The 26,518-nt window shown below is 44.9% G+C and carries 23 protein-coding genes; 14 read left to right on the plus strand and 9 right to left on the minus strand.

The genetic code is table 11. The annotated features are described in order from the left end of the window. Window positions 1-20: 20 nt before the first annotated feature. Genes hisH through hisIE form a run of 4 tightly spaced genes read left to right on the plus strand, consistent with a single transcriptional unit; the run spans window position 21 to window position 2,816 of the window. Window positions 21-605, plus strand: coding sequence for an imidazole glycerol phosphate synthase subunit HisH (hisH, locus tag ACFQ21_RS05550; RefSeq protein ID WP_377575981.1), 585 nt, complete (start codon window positions 21-23; stop codon window positions 603-605). A 43-nt stretch (window positions 606-648) separates the two neighbouring features. Next, on the plus strand, window positions 649-1,362 hold the full coding sequence (hisA, locus tag ACFQ21_RS05555; protein WP_377575983.1) for a 1-(5-phosphoribosyl)-5-[(5-phosphoribosylamino)methylideneamino]imidazole-4-carboxamide isomerase: 714 nt from the start codon (window positions 649-651) through the stop codon (window positions 1,360-1,362). A 52-nt stretch (window positions 1,363-1,414) separates the two neighbouring features. Then, a complete protein-coding gene (gene hisF / locus ACFQ21_RS05560) occupies window positions 1,415-2,173 on the plus strand; it encodes an imidazole glycerol phosphate synthase subunit HisF (RefSeq protein ID WP_377575987.1) in 759 nt (252 codons plus the stop codon). A gap of 43 nt (window positions 2,174-2,216) precedes the next feature. Next, window positions 2,217-2,816 carry a bifunctional phosphoribosyl-AMP cyclohydrolase/phosphoribosyl-ATP diphosphatase HisIE gene (hisIE, locus tag ACFQ21_RS05565; RefSeq protein ID WP_377575990.1) on the plus strand — a complete coding sequence of 200 codons (600 nt, stop codon included), beginning with the start codon at window positions 2,217-2,219 and terminating at the stop codon, window positions 2,814-2,816. 244 nt (window positions 2,817-3,060) lie between these two features. On the opposite strand, the gene ACFQ21_RS05570 is transcribed toward hisIE, so the two are convergent. Continuing rightward, window positions 3,061-4,545: a dihydrolipoyl dehydrogenase family protein gene (locus ACFQ21_RS05570; RefSeq protein WP_377575992.1), complete on the minus strand. Its 1,485-nt coding sequence runs from the start codon at window positions 4,543-4,545 to the stop codon at window positions 3,061-3,063. A 208-nt stretch (window positions 4,546-4,753) separates the two neighbouring features. Between ACFQ21_RS05570 and ACFQ21_RS05575 the strand changes: the two genes are divergently transcribed. Then, on the plus strand, window positions 4,754-6,742 hold the full coding sequence (locus ACFQ21_RS05575) for a sensor histidine kinase (RefSeq protein WP_377575995.1): 1,989 nt from the start codon (window positions 4,754-4,756) through the stop codon (window positions 6,740-6,742). Continuing rightward, window positions 6,726-7,322: a phosphatase PAP2 family protein gene (locus ACFQ21_RS05580; protein WP_377575998.1), complete on the plus strand. Its 597-nt coding sequence runs from the start codon at window positions 6,726-6,728 to the stop codon at window positions 7,320-7,322. Before ACFQ21_RS05575 ends, ACFQ21_RS05580 begins: the two co-directional genes overlap by 17 nt. On the opposite strand, the gene ACFQ21_RS05585 is transcribed toward ACFQ21_RS05580, so the two are convergent. Further along, a complete protein-coding gene (locus tag ACFQ21_RS05585) occupies window positions 7,323-7,913 on the minus strand; it encodes a riboflavin synthase (protein WP_377576001.1) in 591 nt (196 codons plus the stop codon). A gap of 130 nt (window positions 7,914-8,043) precedes the next feature. Between ACFQ21_RS05585 and ACFQ21_RS05590 the strand changes: the two genes are divergently transcribed. Genes ACFQ21_RS05590 through ACFQ21_RS05610 form a run of 5 tightly spaced genes read left to right on the plus strand, consistent with a single transcriptional unit; the run spans window position 8,044 to window position 10,701 of the window. Continuing rightward, window positions 8,044-8,616, plus strand: coding sequence for a hypothetical protein (locus ACFQ21_RS05590; protein WP_377576003.1), 573 nt, complete (start codon window positions 8,044-8,046; stop codon window positions 8,614-8,616). Beyond that, window positions 8,616-8,900 carry a winged helix-turn-helix domain-containing protein gene (locus ACFQ21_RS05595; protein WP_377576005.1) on the plus strand — a complete coding sequence of 95 codons (285 nt, stop codon included), beginning with the start codon at window positions 8,616-8,618 and terminating at the stop codon, window positions 8,898-8,900. The genes ACFQ21_RS05590 and ACFQ21_RS05595 overlap by 1 nt, the downstream gene beginning before the upstream one ends. A gap of 10 nt (window positions 8,901-8,910) precedes the next feature. Then, a complete protein-coding gene (locus tag ACFQ21_RS05600; RefSeq protein WP_377576007.1) occupies window positions 8,911-9,456 on the plus strand; it encodes a DUF1579 family protein in 546 nt (181 codons plus the stop codon). Between the two features lie 44 nt (window positions 9,457-9,500). Next, window positions 9,501-9,698: a hypothetical protein gene (locus ACFQ21_RS05605; RefSeq protein WP_377576009.1), complete on the plus strand. Its 198-nt coding sequence runs from the start codon at window positions 9,501-9,503 to the stop codon at window positions 9,696-9,698. A gap of 49 nt (window positions 9,699-9,747) precedes the next feature. Then, window positions 9,748-10,701, plus strand: coding sequence for a DUF72 domain-containing protein (locus tag ACFQ21_RS05610; RefSeq protein WP_377576012.1), 954 nt, complete (start codon window positions 9,748-9,750; stop codon window positions 10,699-10,701). Window positions 10,702-11,286: 585 nt separating this feature from the next. On the opposite strand, the gene ACFQ21_RS05615 is transcribed toward ACFQ21_RS05610, so the two are convergent. From ACFQ21_RS05615 to ACFQ21_RS05645, 7 genes are all read right to left on the minus strand, one after another. Beyond that, the gene (locus ACFQ21_RS05615; RefSeq protein WP_377576015.1) at window positions 11,287-12,150 is read right to left on the minus strand and encodes a M48 family metallopeptidase; all 864 of its coding nucleotides are present in this window, start codon (window positions 12,148-12,150) and stop codon (window positions 11,287-11,289) included. Between the two features lie 2 nt (window positions 12,151-12,152). Further along, window positions 12,153-12,584: a DUF4870 domain-containing protein gene (locus ACFQ21_RS05620; RefSeq protein WP_377576017.1), complete on the minus strand. Its 432-nt coding sequence runs from the start codon at window positions 12,582-12,584 to the stop codon at window positions 12,153-12,155. A 13-nt stretch (window positions 12,585-12,597) separates the two neighbouring features. Next, entirely contained in the window at window positions 12,598-13,011 is a 414-nt protein-coding gene (locus tag ACFQ21_RS05625; RefSeq protein ID WP_377576019.1) for a DUF2752 domain-containing protein, read from the minus strand. A gap of 28 nt (window positions 13,012-13,039) precedes the next feature. Continuing rightward, window positions 13,040-13,375, minus strand: a complete 336-nt coding sequence (locus ACFQ21_RS05630) for a TM2 domain-containing protein (protein WP_377576020.1) — start codon at window positions 13,373-13,375, stop codon at window positions 13,040-13,042. A 137-nt stretch (window positions 13,376-13,512) separates the two neighbouring features. Beyond that, entirely contained in the window at window positions 13,513-17,055 is a 3,543-nt protein-coding gene (locus ACFQ21_RS05635) for a VCBS repeat-containing protein (protein WP_377576022.1), read from the minus strand. Between the two features lie 133 nt (window positions 17,056-17,188). Further along, window positions 17,189-19,066 carry a RagB/SusD family nutrient uptake outer membrane protein gene (locus ACFQ21_RS05640; protein ID WP_377576025.1) on the minus strand — a complete coding sequence of 626 codons (1,878 nt, stop codon included), beginning with the start codon at window positions 19,064-19,066 and terminating at the stop codon, window positions 17,189-17,191. Between the two features lie 21 nt (window positions 19,067-19,087). Further along, window positions 19,088-22,357 carry a SusC/RagA family TonB-linked outer membrane protein gene (locus ACFQ21_RS05645; RefSeq protein WP_377576028.1) on the minus strand — a complete coding sequence of 1,090 codons (3,270 nt, stop codon included), beginning with the start codon at window positions 22,355-22,357 and terminating at the stop codon, window positions 19,088-19,090. Window positions 22,358-22,819: 462 nt separating this feature from the next. On the opposite strand from ACFQ21_RS05645, the gene cysS reads away from it, so the two are divergent. The 3 genes from cysS to ACFQ21_RS05660 are packed head-to-tail and all read left to right on the plus strand — an operon-like array spanning window position 22,820 to window position 26,474. Continuing rightward, complete coding sequence (gene cysS, locus ACFQ21_RS05650; protein WP_377576031.1) at window positions 22,820-24,322, plus strand: cysteine--tRNA ligase; 1,503 nt, start codon at window positions 22,820-22,822, stop codon at window positions 24,320-24,322. Between the two features lie 56 nt (window positions 24,323-24,378). After that, complete coding sequence (yidD, locus tag ACFQ21_RS05655) at window positions 24,379-24,672, plus strand: membrane protein insertion efficiency factor YidD (protein ID WP_377576034.1); 294 nt, start codon at window positions 24,379-24,381, stop codon at window positions 24,670-24,672. A gap of 56 nt (window positions 24,673-24,728) precedes the next feature. After that, complete coding sequence (locus ACFQ21_RS05660; RefSeq protein ID WP_377576036.1) at window positions 24,729-26,474, plus strand: GMC family oxidoreductase; 1,746 nt, start codon at window positions 24,729-24,731, stop codon at window positions 26,472-26,474. Window positions 26,475-26,518 lie beyond the last annotated feature (44 nt).

A 26,518-nucleotide genomic window follows, 5' to 3' on the forward strand; every position in this document is an offset into this window, starting at 1 on the left:
TAACAGGACGTAGCACAAACATGAAGCTCGCAATCATTAAATATAATGCAGGTAACATTCAATCCGTTTCGTTTGCCCTCGAACGACTCGGTGTTGATTTTACCATAACCGACAATGCGGAAGAGATCATGAAAGCCGATAAGGTATTGTTTCCGGGTGTAGGGGAAGCCAGCACCACCATGCGATACCTGCGTGATAAAAAACTTGATCAGCTGGTACCTGCACTCAAACAGCCGGTGCTGGGTATATGCCTGGGCATGCAACTGATGTGCAGACACTCGGAAGAGAACGATACAACCTGCATGGGTATATTTGATGAAGAGGTAAAACTGTTTGTTCCGAAAGATGATCTGAAGGTACCGCACATGGGCTGGAACAACGTTGTGAAAGCCAACGGATGGCTCGATCCTGCTATTGAAAATCAGTACGCCTATTTTGTACACAGCTATTATGTACCCGTTAATTCCTATACATCGGCTGTAACCGAATATATTACACCCTTCAGCTCGGCTATGCACCGCGATAATTTTTATGCGGCACAATTTCACCCCGAGAAATCGGCCAAAGCCGGTGAACTGGTACTGAAAAGTTTTTTGAAGGTATAATGTAACTTTAACGCGATAATAACAACCCAACCGCATCAACCTCATGAGAATTATTCCTGCCATTGATCTGATAGACGGCAAATGTGTAAGGCTTACGCAAGGCGACTATGCTCAGAAAAAAGTATACAACGAAAATCCACTGGATGTTGCCAAGTCGTTTGAAGACCAGGGCTTGCAATATTTACACCTGGTAGACCTGGATGGCGCCAAAGCCGGAAAAGTTACCAATTGGAAAGTGGTGGAAAGTATAACTGCGCACACGAAGCTTATTGTTGATTTTGGTGGCGGTATAAAAACAGACGATGAGATACGAAAACTTTTTGAGCGCGGTATCCGGCAGGTAAATTTAGGAAGTATCGCGGTGAAGGAACCTCAGAAAGTAATCCAGTGGATCGATGAGTTTGGGTCAGACAAAATCATTCTCAGCGCCGATGTAAAGAATAACACGATCGCAATCAGCGGCTGGCAGGAAAGTTCCTCCATCAACATCCGGAATTTCCTCCGCGACTATATTGAGAATGGTATTGAATATGTTACCTGCACCGACATCAGTACAGATGGTATGCTTACCGGGCCGAATATTGAACTCTATAAAACATTAATACTAAGTTTCCCGCAGCTTCACCTGGTAGCAAGCGGTGGTGTAGGCACTATGGAAGATCTGCAGGAGCTGAAGCGGATTGGTGTAGACGGTGTCATTGTAGGGAAAGCTATATACGAAGGACGCGTAAAACTGGAAGAACTGGCACTGCTATAGTATAATAAGCTATAGCAACAGAAAATACGATCAGGAACTAAACTATATTTCCGTGCTGACAAAAAGAATTATACCGTGTCTTGACATTAAAGATGGCCGCACGGTAAAGGGTATAAATTTCGTAAACATCCGCGATGCTGGCGACCCGGTAGAACTGGGCGCAACCTACGCGCAGCAAGGTGCTGATGAACTCGTGTTCCTCGATATATCCGCCACAAATGAGCAACGTAAAACATTTGCTTCGCTGGTAAAAGATATAGCACGCCAAATCAATATACCATTCACCGTGGGCGGTGGTATCAGCAGCGTTGCCGATGTTGCTCCGCTGCTCGAAGCGGGTGCCGATAAAGTAAGTATAAATTCAGCGGCCGTACGCAATCCAAATCTTATCGATGAACTTTCAAAGGCATTTGGTGCGCAGTGCATTGTACTCGCCATTGATGCCCGCAAGATCGACAACGCCTGGACTGTACATACGCACGGTGGTAAAAATGCTACCGATAAAAAACTTTTCACCTGGGCAAAAGAAGGACAGGAACGCGGTGCCGGTGAAATACTTTTTACCAGTATGGATCACGATGGAACAAAGGCAGGCTTCGCCAACGATCCGCTCAGCAAACTTCACGACTTGTTACAGATACCGGTGATCGCTTCCGGAGGGGCCGGCACAAAAGAACATTTTATCGATGCCTTTATTCTCGGGAAAGCAGATGCTGCACTGGCAGCGAGTATATTTCACTTCGGTGAGATCAAGATCCCGGAACTGAAAGCATTCCTGAATACCAAGAACATTACCATGCGCATGAACTGACACTATATATAGTTTATCCGATGGTACCTCAACCGAACTGATAATGAAAGATCTTAAAATAAATTTCTCAAAGCTTAACGGACTTGTTCCGGCTGTTGTTCAGGATGCACGCACCAACAAAGTGCTGATGCTGGGTTTTATGAATGAAGACGCGTATCAAAAAACATTGCGCGACAAGCGTGTAACGTTCTACAGCCGCAGCAAGCAACGCCTCTGGACAAAAGGAGAAACATCCGGCAACTTTCTTGAATTAGTAGATATACTCCTCGACTGCGACCAGGACACGCTGCTTGTCAAAGCAAATCCCAAAGGTCCTGCATGTCATACCGGTGCCGATACATGCTTCAACGAAACGAACGATGACTGGAATCTTTCTTCACTCGCGGCCATCATCGAAGATCGTAAAGTCAATCCGCAGAAAGGTTCCTATACCAACAAGCTGCTCGACTCAGGTATAAATAAAGTAGCACAAAAAGTTGGTGAAGAAGCCGTAGAACTGGTAATCGAAGCCAAAGACGACAACAAAGACCTGTTCCTCGGAGAAGCCTCCGACCTGCTATACCATTACCTTGTGCTGCTTACTGCGAAAGGCTATACACTGAATGAAGTATTGGACGTGCTGAAGAAGCGACACGCGAAATAAAAAGCTGCGAGCCGCGAGAAAGGCTGCTGGCTTCTGTCCGCTGGCTACTGGAGAATGCAGAGGCACTGCGCCACTTAACGCAATCAGCAACTAACAGAAGAGCGTCTAGCAGTTAGTGAGTGTCCGGGGGCTAGCAGCTTATTTAACGCAATAGTAGCCATAGCAACAACGACTAGCAGCTAGTAGCCAGAAGCTAGCAACTGCTATAGGTAAATCGCCATCCATGGCATACACGCAGCCAAACCTAAAATCGAATGTCTGCGTAGACTCCACTCATGCTGGTGCGGCAGGATAGTTTACCTTTCAGTGCATCGGGTTTGAAGAGTGATTTACCTAAGAGCATGCGTACACATTCCTGTATACCTTCGGTGATGGATGGATGGGGATGGACACACTCGGCCAGTTCTTCTATACCTTTGTTCATCCAGATCAACAATGCTACGGCTTGTATAGCGCTGGAGGCATGATTACCGATAATCTTGAGACCGAGTATCTTCATGTGATCATCGTTGGTAACGAGCAGCTTGATAAATCCTTGTGTATTGCGTTTCGCGATAGCGCGCGGAATGCAGCTATAGTCCAGCGTTACTACTTTGTAATCTATATTTTTTTCGCGTGCCTGTGTCTCATTCAGTCCTACGCCCGCCACTTCCGGGTTCAGGAACATAATCGTGCTGATGTTCTCATATACCAGCTTCCGCTCCGGACTACCAAATATCTTTTCTACGGCATAACGTCCTTCGAGTTCACCTACATTTACCAGTGATATATCAGCTGTGATATCCCCTACCGCATAAATGTTGGATATATTTGTTTGCGTATCGTTGTCTTCAATGCCACGTTTTGAAATGCTGATATCAACCTTCTCATCCCACAGGTCTTCATAATTCGGTATACGTCCTACAGCAACAAGCGCTTTCTCTACATTGAACACCGACTTGGTTCCGTCATCGTATTCCAATTCATACTCTACACGTCCGTGCTTGATCTCCATGCGAATGAGACGCGAGTTACGGTGAATGAGTACACCGCTGTTCTCCATGTTACGTTCAATAACATGTACTATATCTTCATCTTCAAACGGCAGTATACGATTGCCTTTATCGATCAGGTGTACCTTTGTTTTTCCAAAGCCCGAAAAGATTGTAGCATATTCACATCCGATAACCCCGGCACCGACAATCACCATGCTCTCCGGAAAATCTTCCATCTTCTCAATGCCCTCGCTGGTCATTACGCTCTTTTCATCGATCGGCAACTCCGGTAAATATCGTGGTCTGCTTCCTGTAGCGAGTATAATATAATCGGCCCACACTACTTCGCGCGTTCCGTCTTCCTGTGTGATCTCGATCTCGTTCTGACTCAGTAATTTTGCTGTGCCCTGTTTGAATGATACCAGGTCTGCATACTGCGAGCTCTTCATCAGTTGCAGATGTTCTTCGAGCATACCTTTGCGTTCATCAATGGCACGCATTACTTCATCCTGTATCTCTTTATAATTAATGGTTGGTACCTGCAGGTTGAAGCGCTTCAGGTTCTTCAGGAACGATGCCGTTTCGCGCGAGAGCTCCCACCACGTTTTGGAAGACAGTGCACCATTCACGACACCGGCACCTCCTACCAGGTTCCGTTCAATGAGAAGTGTTTTCTTTCTGAAGTCCAACGCGCGCATCGTGGCAGCATAACCGGAAGGGCCTGCCCCGATAACGACCAGATCATATCTATTCATAATAAAGCAACTAAAGGCAAAATGGTTTGTTTTACACACCAAGGTACGACTTTCGTCAGGTTTAAATCAACGAAAAACTTAAACACCGTGGCGATATTTATGGTAACCAACGTACTGGCCATAAGCTTTTGATCTGTGGGGTATACAGATTGAAGTAACCGTTTATTGTTTAAATTTGAAACAAAGCCCTGATACCATCGCGCATTGGATGAAACCGATCTACTCAGTTGTATTTTCCGGACGTCAGTATACCAGAACGTTGTCTGAAAGAAGGGGCGTTACTATAGCCAATGCCATCGGACTAAGCCTGGTTGCATTAACGTTATTGCTCTTTGTATTTTATTATACATGGTATGGCTGGAGTGTTGTTACCGGTGCGATTCCGGCTATCGGGCTGTTGGCGGCCAATACGATTTTACTAAATCGTTTCGGGTTCGTTAACATCAGCCGTATATGGACGTGCCTTCTGATACCTGTTATCATTACTGCGCTTTCTATTTACTCCAAAACAATTTACTATAACTCGCCCGAAGAGCTGGACTACTTTACATTCCGCTTTGTTATACTCGGCAGTTGCTCATTTCCCTGGGTGTTGTTCTCCCTGCACGAGAAAAAGTTATTGCTGTTTTGTTCACTCGCAGGTATGGTGATATTACTGGCGTACGATCCGCTTCATCAGTGGTTCAGTGTTGGTTATTCACAGGATCGTCTGAAAGCATCCACGTATTACTTTGCCAATGTTGTCATCTTTATATCCTATTGTTTACTGGTAAGTGCACTCGCTTTTCTGAAGTGGACATCCGAACGGAACGAAGCCCGAAACATGGAGTTAATCGATGAGCTGAATGATACCAATGAAATTCTGACAGAGAAGAATGCAGAGATCGAAGCACAGACTTCCGAGCTGCAGGCACAAAGTGATGTACTGGAAACAAACCAGCGGCAATTACTCGATGCGTATCGGATGATTGAAGAACAAAAGAACAGGCTGCTCACCCAAAATCAATCACTCACCTCGGAGTTACTCGAAAAGAATAAAGATCTGACGGAGACAAACTCGGAACTGATCAAACACAACAACGAGCTGCGACAGTTCTCCTATACGGTGTCTCATAATTTACGCGGACCGGTAGCCAGCTTACTCGGACTGATCAACCTGTTGGAGCCTACAGCACTCGCTCAGAGTGATGCCGAGATACTCGATCACATTCGCACGTCTACCGAACGATTGGACATGATCATTAAAGATCTCACCAAGATCATCGACATTCGTCATGATATATTCAAGATCCGCCAGAAGATCAGCATTGAGGAAGAGATCGATGAGACATTCGCGATTCTGCACAAAGACACGCTGCAGTCGGACGTAATACTGGTCAAGAACATTCATCAGCACTATATATACTCAGTAAAGCCGATGGTGCACAGCATTGTGTATAACCTGTTGAACAATGCACTGAAATACCGCTCCTCGGAACGGCAACCCGTTATTATTGAAATAACATCATCGGAAGATGAAATGTACTATATCCTGGAGGTACAGGACAACGGGCTGGGCATTGATCTGAAGCGAAACCGCGATAACCTCTTCAAGCTATACAAGCGTTTTCACTTTCACACCGAAGGAAAAGGTTTGGGGCTATACCTGGTGAAGTTACAGGTAGAAGCGCTCGGAGGACATATTACGGTTGACAGCGAAATAAATCGCTATACTAAATTTACAGTGTACCTGAAGAAGCCGGAAGATATACAGCGCCAGGTGTTACTGAAAGAGCGGTATGCCGAGATCTTTTATGATGCACAACTTAACGCTACCGGTATAATCTGGCAGGAGTCTGTTACCAGCGAACAATACCGCCATGCTTTCGCGAAGACATTAGATTTTGTGAAAGTATATAATACTCCCAATTTTATTGCCGACCTTTCGCGCCACGGATATATTGACAAGGAGGACCAGCGATGGATGTTCCGCGAGATAATTCCTGAATCAGCGCGTAACGGATTGACACGTATTGCTACGGTACACCCAAATGCCGATAGCCACATTGACAACTATATTCAAAGTATACAGGACGTTACTGCGCCTTTCGGTATCACGCAACGATACTTTACATCGATGCAGGATGCCGTGGAGTGGATTGAATCGGAGAATGAGAAGATAGCTTTGAAAATAAGAACGAATGGAAAGGTTAATTGAGCTTGATAAAAAGTTATTTCTTTACCTGAACGGGTTTCATACAACCTGGCTCGACCAGGTTATGCTTTTTCTTACCCAAACCATTGCGTGGGTGCCGCTCTATGCTGTGCTGCTATACCTGCTTTTCAGAGAGTATAAAAAAGAAGTATGGATTGCGATCATCGCTATTGTACTTACTATCGTTATTGCAGACCAGACTACCAGTGGTTTGATGAAACCCTACTTTGAAAGACTTCGTCCTTCGCACGAGCCTACATTAGATGGCCTGGTACATCTGGCGCGCAAGGCAAGTGGCGAACTCTATAAAGGAGGACGTTTCGGATTTGCGTCCAGTCATGCAGCTAACACCTTTGGTATCGCAACATTACTTTTCCTGCTGCTTCGTAAAACAAGAAAGCGCATCGGGCTGATATTCCTCTGGGCTATACTCGTAACGTATACACGTATATACCTCGGTGTACACTACCCGGGCGATGTAATTGTAGGAGCCTTTGTTGGCATTGCTGCCGGCATGATAAGCTATACCTTTCATCAATGGTTGCAAGACCAATACCACAGGCGGCAGCTCCGCTCTTCGTGATTACTTGGCTATACCGAGCAGGCGCTTTACATATTTACCGATAATATCAAACTCCAGATTTACAACGTCTCCCGCTTTCAGCTGGTGGAAGCTGGTGTGCTCGTAAGTATAGGGAATGATAGCAATGGTAAAACTGTTTGCTGTACTATTGAAACAGGTAAGACTTACACCGTTCACCGCGATCGATCCCTTCTCAACCGTAACATTTCCATGAGCAGCATCATACTCAAAATGAAAGAGCCAGCTTCCGCCTACCTCTTCGATTGATTTAACCACTCCGGTCTGATCAACGTGCCCCTGAACTATGTGTCCATCGAACCGGCCGTTGTTCAGCATGCAACGTTCGAGGTTTACCTTGCTTCCCTCTTTTAAATGAGACAGGTTGGATTTCTGCAAAGTCTCCTGAACAGCCGTTACCCAATATGCATCACCTTCCAGCGACACCACCGTAAGGCAGACACCGTTGTGTGATACACTCTGATCAACTTTCAACTCGCGGGTTAATGTGCTTTTTATTTTGAAATGACGGTTCGTGCCTTCATCGCGAATGGACGTAACCTCAGCTACTGTTTCAATGATTCCTGTAAACATGCGGCAAAAATAGCTAAAAACGGTTTATTAAAAATATTTTGGTTTATAATATAAACCAGTTTATGAATATGTCGTATACTTGTATAACAACACGCCACTACAATGCAATAACCCTTAACCTGTATATAAAATGAAAGACTCTGAAAATCTAAGTGCCCAGCAAAGTCTCGACATCATTACCAGTATGATCGACCAGGCAAAAGGTAATGTTCAACGAAACAGTTTCTACTTTCTGCTTTGGGGCTGGGTAGTTGTGCTGGCCAACCTCGGCATGTTTACCTTATCTATACTTCACTATAAACATCCCTATATAGTATGGCTCATTACCATACCAGCATGGTTTTATACCTTGTATCACGGCTTTAAAAACAGCACGGATAAAACCACTACCTCGCACTTCGATCGCATCAGCGCAGCCCTGTGGATCTGTTATGCTATCTGTATATTTACCCTGGTAGCATTCGGGTATAAAATAAATTACCAGTTAGGTCCCGTTATACTAATTGTCAGTGCGCTGCCTACATTCATTTCCGGCATGATCCTGCGTTTCAAACCACTCATGATTGGCGGCATTCTCTTCTGGGTCTTCGGCATCATCGGGTTCTTGTTACCAACCTATATGCAATCACTTGCCGGTGCCGTTGCTATACTCTGCGGCTACCTGATACCCGGCTATATGTTGAAGAACAAGCGCGAAGAATAATGTTCAACGATCTCGATCCTTTACTTCACTCGCAGCTTCGGCTGGCAGTAATGTCATTGCTGATCAGTGTTGAATCAGCAGAATTCACATTTCTGAAAGAGAAAACCAACAGTACGGCCGGTAACCTGAGTGTACAACTCGACAAGCTTTCGGAAGCCGGCTATATACGTGTAGAAAAATCATTTCGTGGTAAAAAGCCTTTAACTACCTGCAGCATCACTAAAAAAGGTATCAAAGCATTCGAAGACTATGTCAATAACCTGAAACAGTATATCAACAAATAAACCCCTATATATGAAAAACCTTTTGATCATTATTCTCGCTGCCTTACTCTATACTATAGCAACCGGCAACACCGCTGCGCAGGAAATGGGCGATAAAGAAAAAATGAAAATATTCACCAACTGGATAGGCCGCTGGGAAGGCGAAGGCTCTATGCAGATGGGACCGGGCGAGCCACGCAAATCCAAAGTAGACGAACGTGTTGAGGCCAAACTCGATGGCATGGTACTGTTGGTGGAAGGCGTAGGTAAAGCACAGGATGCATCCAAACAGGAAATTGTAGTACACCATGCACTCGCGGTATTATCGTACGATAAAAATACAGAGCAGTATAAATTTCGATCGTACCTGAAAGATGGTCGCAGTACCGATGCCTGGATCAAACCTACCGGCGAGAATACATTTCAATGGGGATTTGATATACCCGGTCGTGGTAAAACACGCTATAGCATTGTACTCGACCCGGTAAAGAAGACATGGGATGAGACCGGAGAATTTTCACAAGACGGCAACACGTGGATGAAGTTCTTCAGCATGCACCTTACCAAGACTGAATAACGCGCTGTCGGAAAAATATATAGCAACGTATATATAGTATTGTTATGAAAGCAGCAACCGAGCGAAAGGTCATCCGATGGTTTCATATACTGGCCAGTATTCCGATCATTGGCTTTGTATACGGCCCCGTGTCTACGATGCCCGAAGCCGTAACCATGGTGCGCTGGGTGATCTTTCCGCTCGTAATACTCTCCGGTTTCTGGATGTGGAAAGGACATGTAGTAAAGAAATGGTTCCGCTAACATTTCGCAGGTCTCTTGGGTGATCGTTCGCGGATGTGTATCTTTCACTATGGAATTCGGACGCATCACATCAGAAGAACTTGAGAAAGTGGACTTTACACTTCCTCCGGATCGCCAGGAAACAACGCGATTGTTAGCATCAGCAAAATCAGCCAAGCCTGAAATTTTTGTGGGCTGCGCTAAATGGGGTCGTAAGGACTGGGTTGGAAAGATATACCCGAAGGGCACGAAGGAAGCAGAATTTCTGAATCACTACGCCAAACACTTTAACTGCATTGAACTGAACGCTACTTTCTATCGCATGCCAACGGTTGAACAAACGCAGGGATGGCGCAGTAAAGTAGGAAGTGATTTTAAATTCTGTCCGAAGTTTACCGACCAGATCACACACATCAAACGACTAAAAGATGTAAAGGAAGCAACGGATCGTTTCCTGGAAGGTATATCCGGCTTCAAAGAAAACCTGGGCCCTATATTTCTGATGCCTCACCCCGGCATGGCTCCCAAAACGCAAGACACGATTGAGGCTTTTATACAATCCCTGCCAAAAGATATTAAGCTCTTTGTTGAGTTCAGACACCCGGAGTGGTTCTCGAATGAGACAGCATTTCAATCCGCATTCAGCATGTTAGAAAAGAATAAGGCAGGTGCTGTAATTACCGATGCATCCGGTCGCAGAGATTGCGTACACATGCGTCTCACTACACCGGAAGCCTTCATCCGTTTTGTCGGCAACGGCTTACATCCCAGTGACTACACGCGCATTGACGATTGGGTACAACGCATCAAACAATGGATGACACAAGGTATAGAAAGAGTATATTTCTTCATGCACCAGCACGAAGAACTTCACTCACCTGAATTAAGTAAATACCTGATTGAGCAGCTCAACAACCACTGCGGCCTATCTATACCGGTGCCTAAATTTGTGGAACAAGACATGGAGTTATTCGGCAGTGCTGCACCTCCGAAGAAAAGAGCGCCACGGAAGAAGGCTTCGTGAGTTTTTACATATATACCTGGCAGCAATCGACCCTGACATTAAAAAAGCCTTGCACATCACTATGCAAGGCTTTCTATAAAACTGAAAGTATATCACTTCAAGCGCGCAAAATCACTTTGCATTCAAACCCAGCATAGAACGATGCGAAGGTTTGCTTACCCTGCCCCCGCTGGAGTCCGTTATATACGTCACCGATGTATAGGCGCCTCCGATGTCAAAAATAGTATCCAGGCCGCGTGTTGATTGACGTATATAACTTTTCAAACCTTCCTAATCCGTGATGGCTTTCACATCATATACACCATAGCCTTTTGGTGTGCCAAAGGCAGGAAATGTATAGATGCTTAAAGACGAAGGCAATTCCAGCGAAGGTACTGTTTGAGAAGTCCCTTCCGGCAATAAGAAATACCATCCACCAGTATTGTCTTCAAAAATAGTTACGAAAAAATCAAAATCGCCCGCTACACGGTTTTCATCTATAAAGAGTCGATCATGAATAAGATTACATGCTCAAAGTGCACAATACCAGATCTATCCGGCATAGGATATATCAGAGAATTTTACGGTAGAACAAACCAATACCAACTACTCAACCTCCGTGCTATCAATAGCATCGGCTACAACCTCCTCTATTTCATCAACATCTTCATCATCTGTGTTGACAAGTAGCTGCTGTATACTCTCCCAGGGAGTAACCAGTATCGGTTTGCTAGTATAGGTATATTCTTTCTTTTGTTTGATGATTTCGGCTGAACGCTCTTTGGTATCGGGGTGTGTGCTGATCCATGCGAGTTCTTCGGGTAAATTGTCTTTACGGGCCAGTCGGAAAAAGAAATTGCTCAGATGTTGTGGATCTATATCGGCATTGGCAAGTGTCTCTACGGCAAACGCATCAGCTTCACGTTCGTGTTTCCGATCGAACGCTGTAGATGATAAGACTTTGGCAGTCTCGCGTGATATATCATTGCCGGCATCTCCGGCTGCTATTGTGAAAAGCATCTCCATGCCAATTTCTTTTACCAGCTTCTTCATCACGTGGTTCTTTTCCATGTGACCAATCTCGTGTGCCATAACACCGGCCACTTCTTCTGCATTCTTCGCATACTCCAACAAGCCGGTATAGATCACCATGTGATGATCCGGTAACGCAAATGCATTGATCTCGCTGCTGCGCACCAGGTGAATTTTAATTTTGTCGCAATCCAGTTTTTTGGCTTCACACAAACGAACTTTGATCGAATCAAGTATAGCTTTTACTTTCTCGTTTTCAATCTCATCGTGTGTATTGGTAATGCTTTCGAGGATCATCTCGCTGAGCTTCTTCTCACTCTCTTTGGCAAAACGATGCATGTCGCCCTCTCCTATATATTCAATCTGACTAAGCAGAAACCATAATCCGAAAAATGAGACTACAATAACTACCAGTTGGGTTAAGATCTTGTTAGCCATAATCAGGGTTTGCAGATTTGATCAGTAAGCGGACCAAAGAACCAGAAGTAAACATGCTGTCCTTTACGGGTATTGACAGCTGCATATATAGTCATGATAAATTCACCCACATTAAAAATAAAGATGGTGATGAGGTAGGCTATATAGGTATTGGAAACTTCGTTATCGCCGAAGATGATCGATAGTGTCCAATAGAACCCGGCACTGTTCATCATGAGCACAAAGACCTGCGACAGCAATGCCTGCATACAATGCCAGCGTACAAAGAATGTTCCCTTGCGATTGCTGAGCCAGAAGAAACCGGTAGCCAGCAGGTTGATGATTGGTAACGGCAACCCGGCAATAACCGCTATAAGCGACATGAGATAACTATTGGAAGCCTTCTCACTTTCATAGTCATCGGGCCGGTATGGAAATACTACAACTTCTGCCATAATGATACAGGTATTACAGGTCTTTCATGATGTTCCACCCCCAGTTGATCACAACCAGCATGATCAACGGAATGTAGATACTTTTTTTTGTGCGGATTGCATCTTCTGCCTGGCGAAAGACTTTCAAGAGGGTTTGTTGATTCAGTACAACATCTCTGATCAGCCACACCGGTACCAGTATCAGCAGCAAAGCAGCCAGTATACCCAGTGGATTGATCCACAACGCCTCCCCTATGCGCCCATGCAGAAGTGAAAGTACTGACCGGGTAATGCCACACGAAGGGCAAGCCCAACCGGTTACATTTTTAAAGATGCATACGGAAAATTCCGTGTGATCGTGTTCCAGAATATGAAACCCGATCCATGCATACCCGGCCAGTGAAATGAGTGATAGTATCCAATATATCTTCCGGTTATTCGGTTTCATATCGGAATGTAAACGTACTCCTTGTTGATTACGCTATTTGGAAAAACTTCGTAGCGTTTACTTCACGGGTACGGCCCATGATAATAAACCAGTCAACGATAGTCCATATACCAAGACCACCACAGGTAAGCAGTTTCGCTATAGCAAGTCCGGTATCACCGATCATAAAGCGGTCGATAGCCAAACCACCACCAACAATTGATACGATCAGGATCGTTGTAGGATCTTTCAGATTGATAGAGTGCAATTGAGCAAAACGGGCTTCGTCCATCGCCAGGAGTTTTTCGCGGACCATTGGGATCTGGTGACCTTCGAAAAACTTTCCATTGGTCATAAGGTACATGTCAACTTTTTGTGCATCCATAAGTAAGGTAGATTAAGATTTTTTTGAAAGATATTTATAACCGGAGGAAATTCAATGGACACGACAGAAATGTTGTTACTTTTCATGATTTAAGGGGCTAAAACCGGGTGGGCTACACGCAGAATCAGCTTCTATAGTCAACTCCCCGCCACTGCCACAGTTCTGCTTTGCCCCTGTGCATCATATACCTTAAGCTCCTTTACACCTGCCGGTATACGAATGGTTCGTGTGGATTGAGACAAGTAACCGGCCCCGTAATAAAACTCTACCTTCTGCTGGCGCCCGTCTGCGTAGATAAGCTGAGCATATACATCCTGCAATTCCGGTTTAAACATATTTACTGTCGAGCTCTTTGTCGGGACAAAGACACGCAAACTGTCGCGATTCTGAGTGGCTATAAATAAATCCCCCTTCATGCCGGCCAGGTGCACCAGAGCTTTGGCATCGCCTGGTATATAAAAGCCGCTGGTGGCTGATGGTACCGGGGTGAGATTACCTTTACCATCGCCCAATAGTATCAATCCCGTAAAGGCATCGTACCGGCCGGCAAATACTTCATTACCATAATCGTTGCCTGTCATGAGTACATCCAGATTGCCATCATCATTCACATCAAAAGAGATGAGTCCTTTTACGGGGGCAACCTGCACAAGCACCGGCAGTGCGCGCATCTCAAATTTACCGTTGCCTTTATTTTCGATATAGCTTGTCTGCATGTGATTGGCTTCGAGTACAACGGCATCCTTCAGATCATCTGCAGGCAGCAGCTGATCCATCGTTGCTTTACTGTACTGACGATAGCGCGAATATTTGTTCCTGAATTTAGGACTCTGCGAGTTGAGTTCATCCCAGAAATGTACCGGGTATAGATTCCTTGCCTCCGATGCCATGGACGCGCGCATATAGCAAGCCATAACCGGATCTACACTGCCGTTGCCATCAAAGTCTTTTGCAAAAACCTTCAGTGGCGATTGCTCCGTTACCTGGTAATTATTGTTCATGCCAAGGTTGCCGGCTACATAATCGATATCACCATCACGATCGTAGTCGCCTGCGGTTATACTGTTCCACCAGCCGGTATATTTCTCGATGCCCGTTGCTTGTGCTTTTGTGAATTTACCGCCATCGTTCTTAAAGAAGGTTACCGGCATAAATTCTCCCACCACCAGCAGATCAATTTTAGTGTCGTTATCAAAGTCAGTCCACAGTGCATCGGTAATCATACCCGCCTGTTGAAGAGCTGAGGCAACCTCCGCAGTAACATCCGTAAATTTACCTTTGTCATTACGAAGTATATAGCTTGCTGCCGGCATCGGGTAGCCGCGGGCAATTACTCTGCCTCCTACAAACAGATCGAGGTCTCCATCGGCATCATAATCGGCTGCACGTACACACGAGCCGCTTGCTTTTGTATCGGGCACGGCATCAGTTGCCAATTCAAATTTACCTTTGCCATTGTTCAGGTATAGCTTATCCTGGTAATCGGCATCGGAGGAACCTTCTATACTTCCGCTGACTATATATAGATCGAGGTCACGGTCTCCATCCACATCAAGAAGCAACAATCCTTCATCTTCCTCAACCTTTTTTGTTGCCGCTATCAATTGACTCTGAACAAATGTACCGGATGCCTGCTGGGTAAATATAGTGGCAACAGTATTCGCAGCGCCACCAACAATAAAATCTTCACGACCGTCCTGGTTAACGTCTCCTACCGCTACACCCGGACCGTCCTGTGTAAATTTATGCGGCAGTGTACGTTGCAGATTGAAGTCGATCTTATCCTCCTCTGAATGTTTGAAATGTATATTGAGTGATTCTGATATTTCATGTACCAAGGCAGACTGCGCTGAAGCTGATGTTTTCCTTACCACGGCTTTACTGTCTTTATGATCAACTGTAATCAATTGCCCTGCCTTTGCGTTGCTGACAACGGAGACTTTGCCATCAGGCCATTCCACTACTATTGAATCAAACTGTGCTGCATCGCCCAGACCAAAGTGCATAACACCTTCTACGGATGAAAGGAAGCCCCGGTATATATAGTTTTCCTGGTACTGCACCTTACCCGTTTGATAGAGCGTTACCTTCGCACCAAGCGCCTGTACATTTTGTGATGGGCCCTTGAGAGCAACGCGCACAAAATTATTCTTTACAGAATCTTTTTTACCACCATGGGCATAGAGTGTATTTTCATAAACTGATGCCTCTGCATTGATATTATTGACAACATAATCAAGATCACCATCGTTATCAAAATCCACAAAGGCTGCTCCGTTAGAGAACGAAGGTGCATCCAGTCCCCACTTACGTGTAACATCGCTGAACGTAAGGTCTCCGTTATTCCGAAAAGCATAGTTCGGAATTTTAATAACCGGTATCGAATCGTTAAGGTGACCTATACTTGCAAAATTGCCTACATCAGCACGGTAGTTTGCAAAATCCTTATCGGTAATATCTTTGGGGAACCCATTGGTGATGAGTATATCTTTCAATCCATCGTTATCAATATCAGCCATTAAAGGCGACCAGCTCCATTCCGTTTGATATATTCCGGACAACTGTCCTACTTCACTGAACTTTATACCCTGTGCCAGACCGTTATTCAGGTGCAACATGTTACGCACGTACTGATACTCATATTTATACTGCTCGTTATTGATATAGGTCTGGTAACTTTTATTACTGATGGTTGTTTTCTTGCGATCGTTGGTTTCGGGTAACATATCCAGTGTAATGATATCCGGCCATGCATCGTTGTTAAAATCGGCAGCGTCATTCCCCATAGAGAACTGACTTTGATGCCCTATATAACTTGCAATTTCATTTTTGAAAGTTCCATTCTGCTGGTTGATATATAGCAGGTCATTCGAGAGGTAGTCATTGGAAACATATATATCCGGCCATCCGTCTTTATTTAAATCAGCTATGGCCAGTCCTAATCCAAATCCCTCGTAAGTAATTCCGGCTGCGTTGGTAACATTGGTAAAGGTTCCATCGCCATTATTTTTATAGAGTCTGTCGTTGTTCGGAGAACTTCCGTCAGTCATTTTAGGGCGATAGTTGGTCGGAAAATTATTGAGGCGCTGATTGATGAGTACATACAGATCCAGGTCACCATCGCGGTCGTAATCAAAAAATGCAGAGGCAATACTATATTTAAAAACTTCAATACCATATTTCGCTGCCTGATCTTCAAACACCGGTATACCATCTTTATTAAGACCTTTGTTAATAAACATCATGTTTTTACGATCGGCAGAATCGGCATGCATGGTCGCTGTAACGTATACATCCATCCACCCATCGTTGTTGATATCCACGACACTTACACCTGAGCACCAGCGTCCGTTGCCGGATATATTGGCTACGTCTGATACATCTTCAAATTCAAGTTCACCCTTATTGATATATAGTTTGTTGGGAACGAGATTCCCGGAGAAGAAAACATCCTGCAAGCCATCGTTATTAAAATCAGCTACACCTACACCGCCACCATTATAAATATACTCGTACGACAAAATATTAAACGAGTCATTATCCTGTATAACATTGTTGAATGTAATTCCTGTTTCAGCCGCAGGTAAAAGACGAAACAACGTATTGCTTTCCTTTTTACAACTGCTGATCAATACGGCGAGTAAAATAAAGGCGGGTATCAGGGAAGAGATTCTTTTCATAGTACTAACATAAAAAAGCAAGACCAATATACATTGGTCTTGCTGGTATTTTTTATTGAATCGTTAACCGTTATTAGTTATCTGTATATCAGGATTAACGATTAACGGATAACAATTAACGGCTCAAGGACGATTAATATCCTTTGTTCTGCTTCAGCACGTCTGCACCTTGCAAGTCGATCTGACGTTGAGGTATAGGCAAGAACTGATCGGTAGCTGTATAGGTTGCGCCACCCAGGTTTGTAGGAAGTTTACCTCCGTCATAGTCGAGGTAATCGTTAAGTTCTTCCTCTGCTATACCCCAGCGAACCAGGTCGTACATGCGCTGACCTTCCAGCGCAAGCTCAAGTTTACGTTCAAAGCGAAGTGCTGCACGGGCTTCCGCCTGGTTGGCAAATGCTATATACAATCCAATGTTATACTCAGCAGCATCTTCATCGAAATCCAGTATAGGTTTCTTGTAGTCGGTAGCACCGCTGGTAGTACCAAAACCTGTCAGTCTTCCTTTTACAAAGGTAGAGTTTGCTGCACGCTGACGTACCTGGTTGATATAGTCCATCGCCAGATTCAGATCACCGCCACCTTCAATCTCTGCTTCTGCAGCAAGCAACAGTACATCTGAATAGCGCAGAATCATGAAGTTGATAGAGTGATAGCCCGGAGTCCAGGAGCTACCATCCTGATATTTACCTTTATCAGATTTGCGATACGAATATTTTTTCTGTGTAAACGGACCAGCATACGACTGATCGCGGATCCAGTCGAAGCCAGGGTGCGGCATCCAATCCAGGAATTGTACATACCTGCGACCTATCGTCAGGTCAAGGCGAGGATCTACCTCGTGTGTCAAGTCTGTTTCAAACTCTTCATCACTCTTTATACCCTGGTCATCAGCAAGCTCTTCGTCAGCATCCCTGTATGAGTTATCGAGCAGCGGTAAACCCAATGCATTGGTTCTATACGAGTTGATGAGATCGAAGCTTGGCGCAAAAAATCCGCAGCACTCACCCGGACCTGTAGGACCTGTGTTATACGGATAGTTCATCGCAAGATCCTGGTTGGTGTTATTTATATCACCCGTACCGGCAGCTGCCTGGAATGCAAATACAGATTCAGAGTGATTTTCATTTTCACCTTTGAATACATCTTCGAAGTTAGCCACAAGTGCATACTTCTTGCCATTGGTTGTTTGACCGTTCGCGATTACTGCTGCCAACACAGTTCTTGCCTGTGTATATTTTGCTGCGTTCGTTACAATCACACCGTCATTATCCGGCCAGCTTGCCTGGTATACCAGTACTTTACCCAGATAAGCACCAGCAGCCCATTTGTTGGCACGACCAACTTCAGATTGTGTTTCAGGAAGATTGTCGTATGCAAACTGAAAATCGGCTTCGATCTTAGGCCATATATCTACATTGTTCGGAACATTACTCTTCTCAATGATCTCCTGGTCAGATGAACTTGCAGGCTTGTTGGTTGTCTCATCTACCCAAGGCACATTGTTGAAGTTCTTCTTGAGTTCAAAGTAATAATGTCCGCGAAGGAATCGTGCTTCTGCTATAATTCTTGTTTTCACAGCATCTGATATATTTTCAACCAGATCGTTGTTCAACAGATATAGCACATAGTTGGCGCGGTTAACACCTTCGTAGCCACCTAACCATTTACCGTTTACTTCACCGTTCACAGCATCTACTTCAAAACGCTGCACAGGGTTCATCGCGTTAAAGTCACCGGCATTGGTACCTTTGTTGGCATCACCACCGCGTATACTTCCCCACATCCAGTTGGAAGCACCGGAGTGCCAGCCGTTACCACGTCCGTTAAGAACTGAGTAAGCACCAATCAGCAAACCTTCAACACCTTTCTGGTTCAGTATCTGTCCTTCCTGAAGCTCACCGGTTACCGGCACTTCCAGGAAGCTTTCTTTACAGGCAATAGGCCCCAGCACAATGGCGGCAACCAGTACCCATATCGTTGTCTTTTTATTTCTATATATAAATTTCATATCTGTAATCTCATTAAGTGATTAAAGTCCCAGGTTAACACCGATGTTGAAACCTCTTGTTACCGGAGGGTTACCGAAGTCCAGACCGAGTGTTGTATCCGCTGCTCCACCTACGCCTGGATCAAGTCCTGAGTAATTAGAGATTGTAAAGAGGTTAGTAGCCTGCAGATAAATTCTGGCACGTGTTATACCCCAGTTACCAAGCATATCAGAAGGCAGGTTGTATGCAATCTGCAGGTTGGTGAGACGTGCATAGTTACCTTTCTCGATATAGTATGAATTAGACTGTGTGTTGGTTGAGAAGTTTGAAACGTTTTCAAAGATTGGTACTGTGTTACCACCTCTTTCAAACGTCCATGAATCTTTCACGTTAGTTCCGATCGCAGCCCCGGTAAAGGAAGGATAGAAGTCTGTGAACCACTTGGAGAAGTTATAGTTCTCGAATCCTAAGAATACACCGAGGAATGTTTCGAGTTCAAAGTTCTGATACTTCAGCTTGATGTTGATACCACCCGAGAAATCAGGAACAGGATCACCGAGATATGTTCTGTCATCCGCGTTGATCTTTCCATCAGGAGCGTTTGTTAAATTACCTTCAGCATCGCGTCCGTTGATGTCTGCGTACTTGAAACGACCGGGAGCAGCTCCTTCCTGTGTAGGAGAATTTGCTACATCCGCAGCATCCTGGTACAGACCTACAACTTTATACCCGAAGTATGAAGATATAGCGCGTCCTACCTGGTTGCGTATAACGTTACCGTTGCGGGTGTTACCACCATCGAAGTACTCAACTCCGGGAACCAGTGATACGATTTCGTTATTCAGGAACGATCCGGTTGCTTTCACTTCGTAGTTTACACCCGATGTACCTACATCGCCACGTGTGGTAATTTCGATATCCACACCTGCGTTACGCATTTTCGCAATGTTGATAGAAGGATCGGTTGCCTGTGGACCAACCACGGCAGCAGTTTCTGATCCGTATAGCAGGTCGCGTGTATTTTTTCTCCACACGTCAAATGCTATATCTATTTTACCATCGAATAACGAAGCATCGAAACCTATATTGGTTGTAGAAGAAGTCTCCCACTTCGCATTCGGGTTACCGATTCTTGAACGGTACAAACCGGATGTTACACCTGAGTTAGAACCTGCTATATCATACGCTGCAAGACCAAGGCTTGCATTCCAGAGGCTGAACTGGTTGTTAGGATCTACGTTGTTCGAGTTACCCATTTCACCCCAACCACCGCGGATCTTCAGATCAGAGATGAAGTTCAGGCCTTTCAGGAATTCCTCTTCAGAAGCTCTCCATGCCACTGAAACTGCAGGGAACACACCGAAGCGATTACGCGAAGCAAAACGTGAAGAACCATCACGTCTGATAACCCCTGTTAACATATACTTCTCGTTGAAATTATATTTCAACTGTCCGAAGATTGAGTAGAAGTTAACACCTTTGCTATAGGTACTTCCGGTAACACGGCCACCTGGCTGTGTGTTGGTAACGTTGATATAGTTTAAATCATACAGGAAAGGATTCAAACCTGAACCGTTAACACTTCTTCCTGTTCCGGTATTGAGCGCTTCAACACCTGCGAGTATATCTATACTGTGTGCATCAAATTTGTTCTTATACTGGGCAGTGTTGGTAAGTGTCCAGGTAGCAAATGAACCTGCGCCTTCAGCATAGGTAAAAGACGAGTTGTTTTCAGAGTTCTCGTATGACGGGAAAGTATAGCTATTGAAGTAGTTATTGCTGAAACCACCTCCAAAGCTGGTACGCCATGTCAGATGCTTAAGGAGATCGAGTTCCGCATATATATTACCGAAACCAAGAATGCTATACGAACCGTTATCAGAAGATCTGTCGCGTGCAGCCACCGGGTTGCGCGGGTTGTTAAATCCTTTTGCAATTGTACCGGCATAACCGCCGAAAGCATCGTGCACCGGAATGATGGCTGGCATACGGAAAGCAGACAATACATCGCTTTCTTCGTTTGCTGCACCACGACCTCCGCTACCACCGATAATTCCTTTTCTGCTCAGGTATGTGAACTGAATGTTCTGACCGATGCGGAAATTTTTATGAACGTTATGTTCCGAGTTGATACGGAATGTATAGCGTTTGAAGTTCTGATGAATCAGGATACCGTCCTGATCCTGCACACCCAAGCTCACATAGAATGCACTTCTGTCGCCACCGCCTGAGAAGCTCAGGTTATGACGATGCAGTCTTGCCGGACGAGTGATTTCATCCCACCAGTTTGTTCCTGATTTGTTAGCAGGTATAACTAAATATACTGCACCTTTAGAAGCATCATTATTATACTTGGCACGCTCAGCATTCAGATCGATTGATCCAACCACACCCGATGCATCACCAACTTTCAGATAGTCGGGTAGCACAGGCGTTGCCCCGTTGCCATATTGATCACTCTTGAACTCAGGTGTTTCACCAAGCTGAGTTGCAGTGTTACGAATCGCATTCCAGGTCCAGTCAGCCTGTTCCTGTGGATTCATAATATTATCTACTTTACCGGGAACAGTAACCCCTAAAACACCATCGTAGTTTACACGAAGTTTACCGTCAGACTTCTTACCTTTTTTGGTAGTATATACAATTACACCGTTCGCTGCGCGGGCACCATATATAGAAGCTGAGGCTGCATCTTTCAACACCGTTGTTGATTCGATGTCATCCGGAGAAAGGAAATCACTGGCGCCTACCGGAAGACCGTCAATAATGATGAGTGGATCGTTACCACCAAACGCACCGAAACCACGGATACGAACCACACTGGTTGTACCGGGCTGACCGTTGGTGATTACCGTTACACCCGGCACGCGTCCCTGAAGCTGCTGCTCAACGTTACCGGAAGGAACAGCAACAAGCTCTGCCGGACGTATAGTGGATACGGCACCGGTAACTTCTCTTCTGTTTTCCGTAGTATAACCTGTAACAACAATTTCCTGGAAGGTTGTAACATCAGGATTCAGGGCAACATCTACCACTGACCTTGAGCCTACGGGGACTTCCGTAGTTGAATAGCCCACAAATGTTACGATAAGGATAGCGTCTGAATTAGGCACCGCGATTCTGAATTTTCCTTCGGTGTCGGTTGCTGTACCTGCCGAAGTGCCTTTTACGAGAACGTTCACTCCCGGCATTCCGGTACCGGTTTCGTCAGTGATCGTACCGGTCACAATTCGCTCTTGTGCCAGCGCCACTGAAGCAAGCATCAGCATCATTGCCAATGACAAACTCATGCTCCTGTAGAGTTTTTTCATAGATAGATTTGGGTTAATTGATTTGGTTAAAAATCGACGCACAAAACATTATTGCGAATCATGCATCATTCGAAAATAAAAATTTTGTTAATTCTTCAATCATAAAGAATTAAAAATACTTTCGTAAACGTTTTCACAAACGTTTACGGTTTCGATAGTGAAAGCGTTTGTGAGGCCGTTTTCCATCGCACGTTGGGTTTAGCATGAAATAAAGGATTAAGTTGAGAGTTCTAGAAAAGTGAGGGGAAAATGAAATCGATTGCTAAGCTCATTAATATTAAAAAATAAAGCAAGGAATTCAACGAAAACGTTTTCGGCGACCGCTCATGGAAATCCTGAAATCGGCGTAGTACAAAAATCAGCACCCCATTTGTTAAAAAACATATAACGCTCCCTTTCGGGGATGTGCTTTATCGTATTATATCTGGTAAATACGTTATTTTCGGCCCACTTTTTTACGCTATGGCGCTTTACGAAAAATATCCGGTTCATCTGTCCAACTCCCTGGGAGGCAAAAAAGAAGTCTTCAAACCCGTTAATCCCGGTCACATCGGTATGTATGTGTGCGGACCTACGGTATATAATGACGTACACCTGGGAAATGTAAGAACCTTTCTCACGTTCGATATTGTATCCCGATACTTCCGACATCTTGGCTATAAAGTGCGCTATGTGCGTAACATAACCGATGTAGGGCACCTCGAGAACGATGCTGATGAAGGTGAAGACAAGATCGCGAAGAAAGCACGCGTTGAACAACTGGAACCGATGGAAGTAGTGAAACACTATACCGAAGGCTTTCATGAAGTAATGCGTCAATTCAACATCCTCCCTCCCAGCATTGAACCTTCAGCTACCGGACATCTTGTTGAGCAGATTGAAATTACCAAGAACCTTATTGATAAAGGTTTAGCATACGAAGTAAACGGTTCGGTATATTTTGATGTGATGAAGTATCACACCAGTCACAACTATGGTATACTTTCGGGGCGTGTGATTGAAGACCTGATTGAAAGCGGAAGAAAACTCGACAGTCAGGATGAGAAGCGCAACAAGATTGATTTTGCTTTGTGGAAGAAAGCTTCTCCCTATCACATCATGCGCTGGCCTTCTCCGTGGAGTATAGGTTTTCCAGGATGGCATATTGAATGTACAGTGATGAGTACAAAATACCTCGGTGAGACATTTGATATTCACGGTGGTGGTATGGATTTAAAGTTCCCTCACCACGAATGTGAGATCGCGCAAGCCGTAGGTGCCAATGGCAAGCAACCGGTTAACTACTGGCTGCACTCCAACATGCTGACAGTAAACGGACAGAAGATGAGCAAGTCATTAGGCAACTCATTTTTACCGCGTCAGTTATTTGCCGGAGATCATGCGTTGCTTGAAAAAGGATTCGGCCCGATGACGGTACGTTTCTTTATGCTCCAATCGCATTACTCCAGCACACTTGATTTTTCAAATGAAGCATTGAATGCTGCTGAAAAAGGATTCAGGAAATTATCCAATGCCCTGGGCACGGTGAAGAAGCTTGAGCATACCGGAGGATCAGACAACGCAGAACTGCGCGATGATCTTCTGAAAATGGTGGATGCATGCTATAGCAACATGAGCGATGATTTCAACACGGCTAAAACACTGGCTGCATTGTTTGAAATGTCTGCGCGCATTAACGATTTTAAATCAGGTAATCTATCGCTGAAGAACATCAGTGAAGAAACCTTTCATGCATTCAGGAATGCCTACATACAGATCATGGAAGATGTACTCGGCCTTCGCGAAGAAGAAGAGCACAATCATGAATTGTTAAGTGGTGTTATTAATGTATTGATCGACCTGCGCAAAAAAGCGAGAGTCGACAAGAACTATGCACTCTCCGATAAAATACGCGATGACCTCAAACAACTGGGCGTGCAGTTAAAAGACGGCAAAGACGGAGAGATAAACTTTACGATTGAATAACATAACCATAGTATATATTTCATCCCGACAACTTTTCTGAAGCGAAAACAGTTAGGATGAAGTATATAACCAGTAAAGAAGTGCTTCGCAAAATTTTCATATTGCCCATCCGCTTTTACCAGCTAAGCATTTCACCGTTGTTAGGATCCAACTGCAGGCATACTCCCTCCTGCTCACAATATACCATTGAAGCCATTCAGGAGTGGGGCGTTTTTAAAGGCATCTGGCTCGGCATGAAACGAATTGCACGCTGCCATCCGTGGGGAACACATGGTTACGACCCCGTGCCTAAAAACACACAGCCCAACAGCACCGGTCATCATCATAAATCGCCAAGTAAACAGAAATAACAAGTAGCATTTAGCGGGGAAAGATTTACATTTAGTTTAAATCTTTAACCTTTTCTATGCCCAAATTTCAAATTAAAGAGACTTCAAAATCATACGATGTTTGCATTGTTGGTTCTGGAGCTGGTGGTGGAATGGCTGCGTATACCCTGGCGAATGCCGGAGTAAAAGTAGTATTGATCGAAGCAGGTCCGATGTACGACCCTGCTAAAAATGTAATGCAATTAAAATGGCCGTGGGAATCTCCACGCAGGGGCGCGTCTACCTATTATCGAGGCTTCGGAGATTTTGATGCAGCCTATGGAAGCTGGCAGCTCGAAGGCGAGCCCTATACACACAAGAATGGAACACAGTTCGATTGGTTCCGCTCACGCATGCTGGGCGGTCGCACCAATCACTGGGGAAGAATTTCGCTGCGCTTCGGCCCGAAAGATTTCAAACACAGAAGTATTGACGGACTCGGTGATGACTGGCCGATCAGCTACGAAGATGTAGCACCTTACTATGATAAAGTAGATCAGCTCATTGGTGTGTTCGGTTCGAAAGAAAATTTACCGAACGAACCGAATGGTATATTTCTGCCTCCACCGAAACCGCGTCTGCATGAATTGTTTATTAAAGATGCAGCTACATCGTTAGGTGTACCGGTAATTCCTTCACGACTATCGATACTCACACGACCGCTGCCCGGTAATAAAGATCGCGGTGCGTGCTTCTTCTGCTCGCAGTGTAATCGCGGCTGTACAGTATATGGTGACTTCTCATCTTCATCTGTGCTTGTCAAACCCGCTATAGCAACGGGCAACGTTGATGTTATACCGAATGCCATGGCACGCGAAGTAATAACAAACGATGAAGGTATAGCAACCGGAGTTTCATTTGTAAATAAGGATGATCAGCAAGAGTATACCGTTAAAGCCAAGATTGTAATACTCGCTGCGAGTGCCTGCGAATCGGCACGTTTGTTACTCAACTCCAAATCATCGCGCACTCCCAACGGACTGGCTAATGGCAGCAATGTGGTGGGTAAATATCTGCACGACTCCACCGGTTCTGCGATGGGAGGTTTTCTTCCGAAACTCGTAGGACGCAAGCGCTATAATGAAGATGGTGTGGGCGGTATGCACGTATATACTCCCTGGTGGCTCGATAACAAAAAGCTCGACTTCGCCCGCGGTTATCACATTGAATACTGGGGTGGTATGGATATGCCTAGCTATGGTTTTGGTTTTGGTATGGACAGCGTGAATGGTAAATATGCCGGACGCGATGGAAAGAAAAAACAAGCCGGAGGATATGGAGCTTCACTGAAAGATGATTACCGCTATTTCTACGGAGCTACATTCGGTATGGCAGGCCGTGGTGAAGCAATTGCACGCGAAGATAATTACTGCGAGATCGATCCGACTGTCGTAGATAAATATGGTATACCGGTGTTACGCTTCCACTATAACTGGAGCGACCAGGAGATCAAGCAGGCCAAGCACATGCAGGAAACTTTCGAAGAGATCATTCACAAGATGGGCGCGGAGGTAACATGGGGTAAAGCTGGTGCTGATACCAATTACGGTCTTGAAGCTCCGGGCCGCATAATCCACGAAGTCGGTACCACCCGTATGGGAGATGATCCGAAAAAATCGGTAGTCAATAAATACAACCAGGCACACGAGGTTAAAAATTTATTCGTGGTCGATGGAGGTCCGTTTGTATCACAGGCTGATAAAAATCCTACGTGGACCATCCTCGCGCTCTCGATGCGTGCTTCCGAGTATATTATTGAAGAAATGAAAAAGCAAAATCTCTAAAATCAATTAAGGGTTTCTTACAGGATATCTGTCTTATATCTGTA

It is taken from the genome of Ohtaekwangia kribbensis (assembly GCF_042676245.1).
GTDB lineage: Bacteria > Bacteroidota > Bacteroidia > Cytophagales > Cyclobacteriaceae > Ohtaekwangia > Ohtaekwangia kribbensis.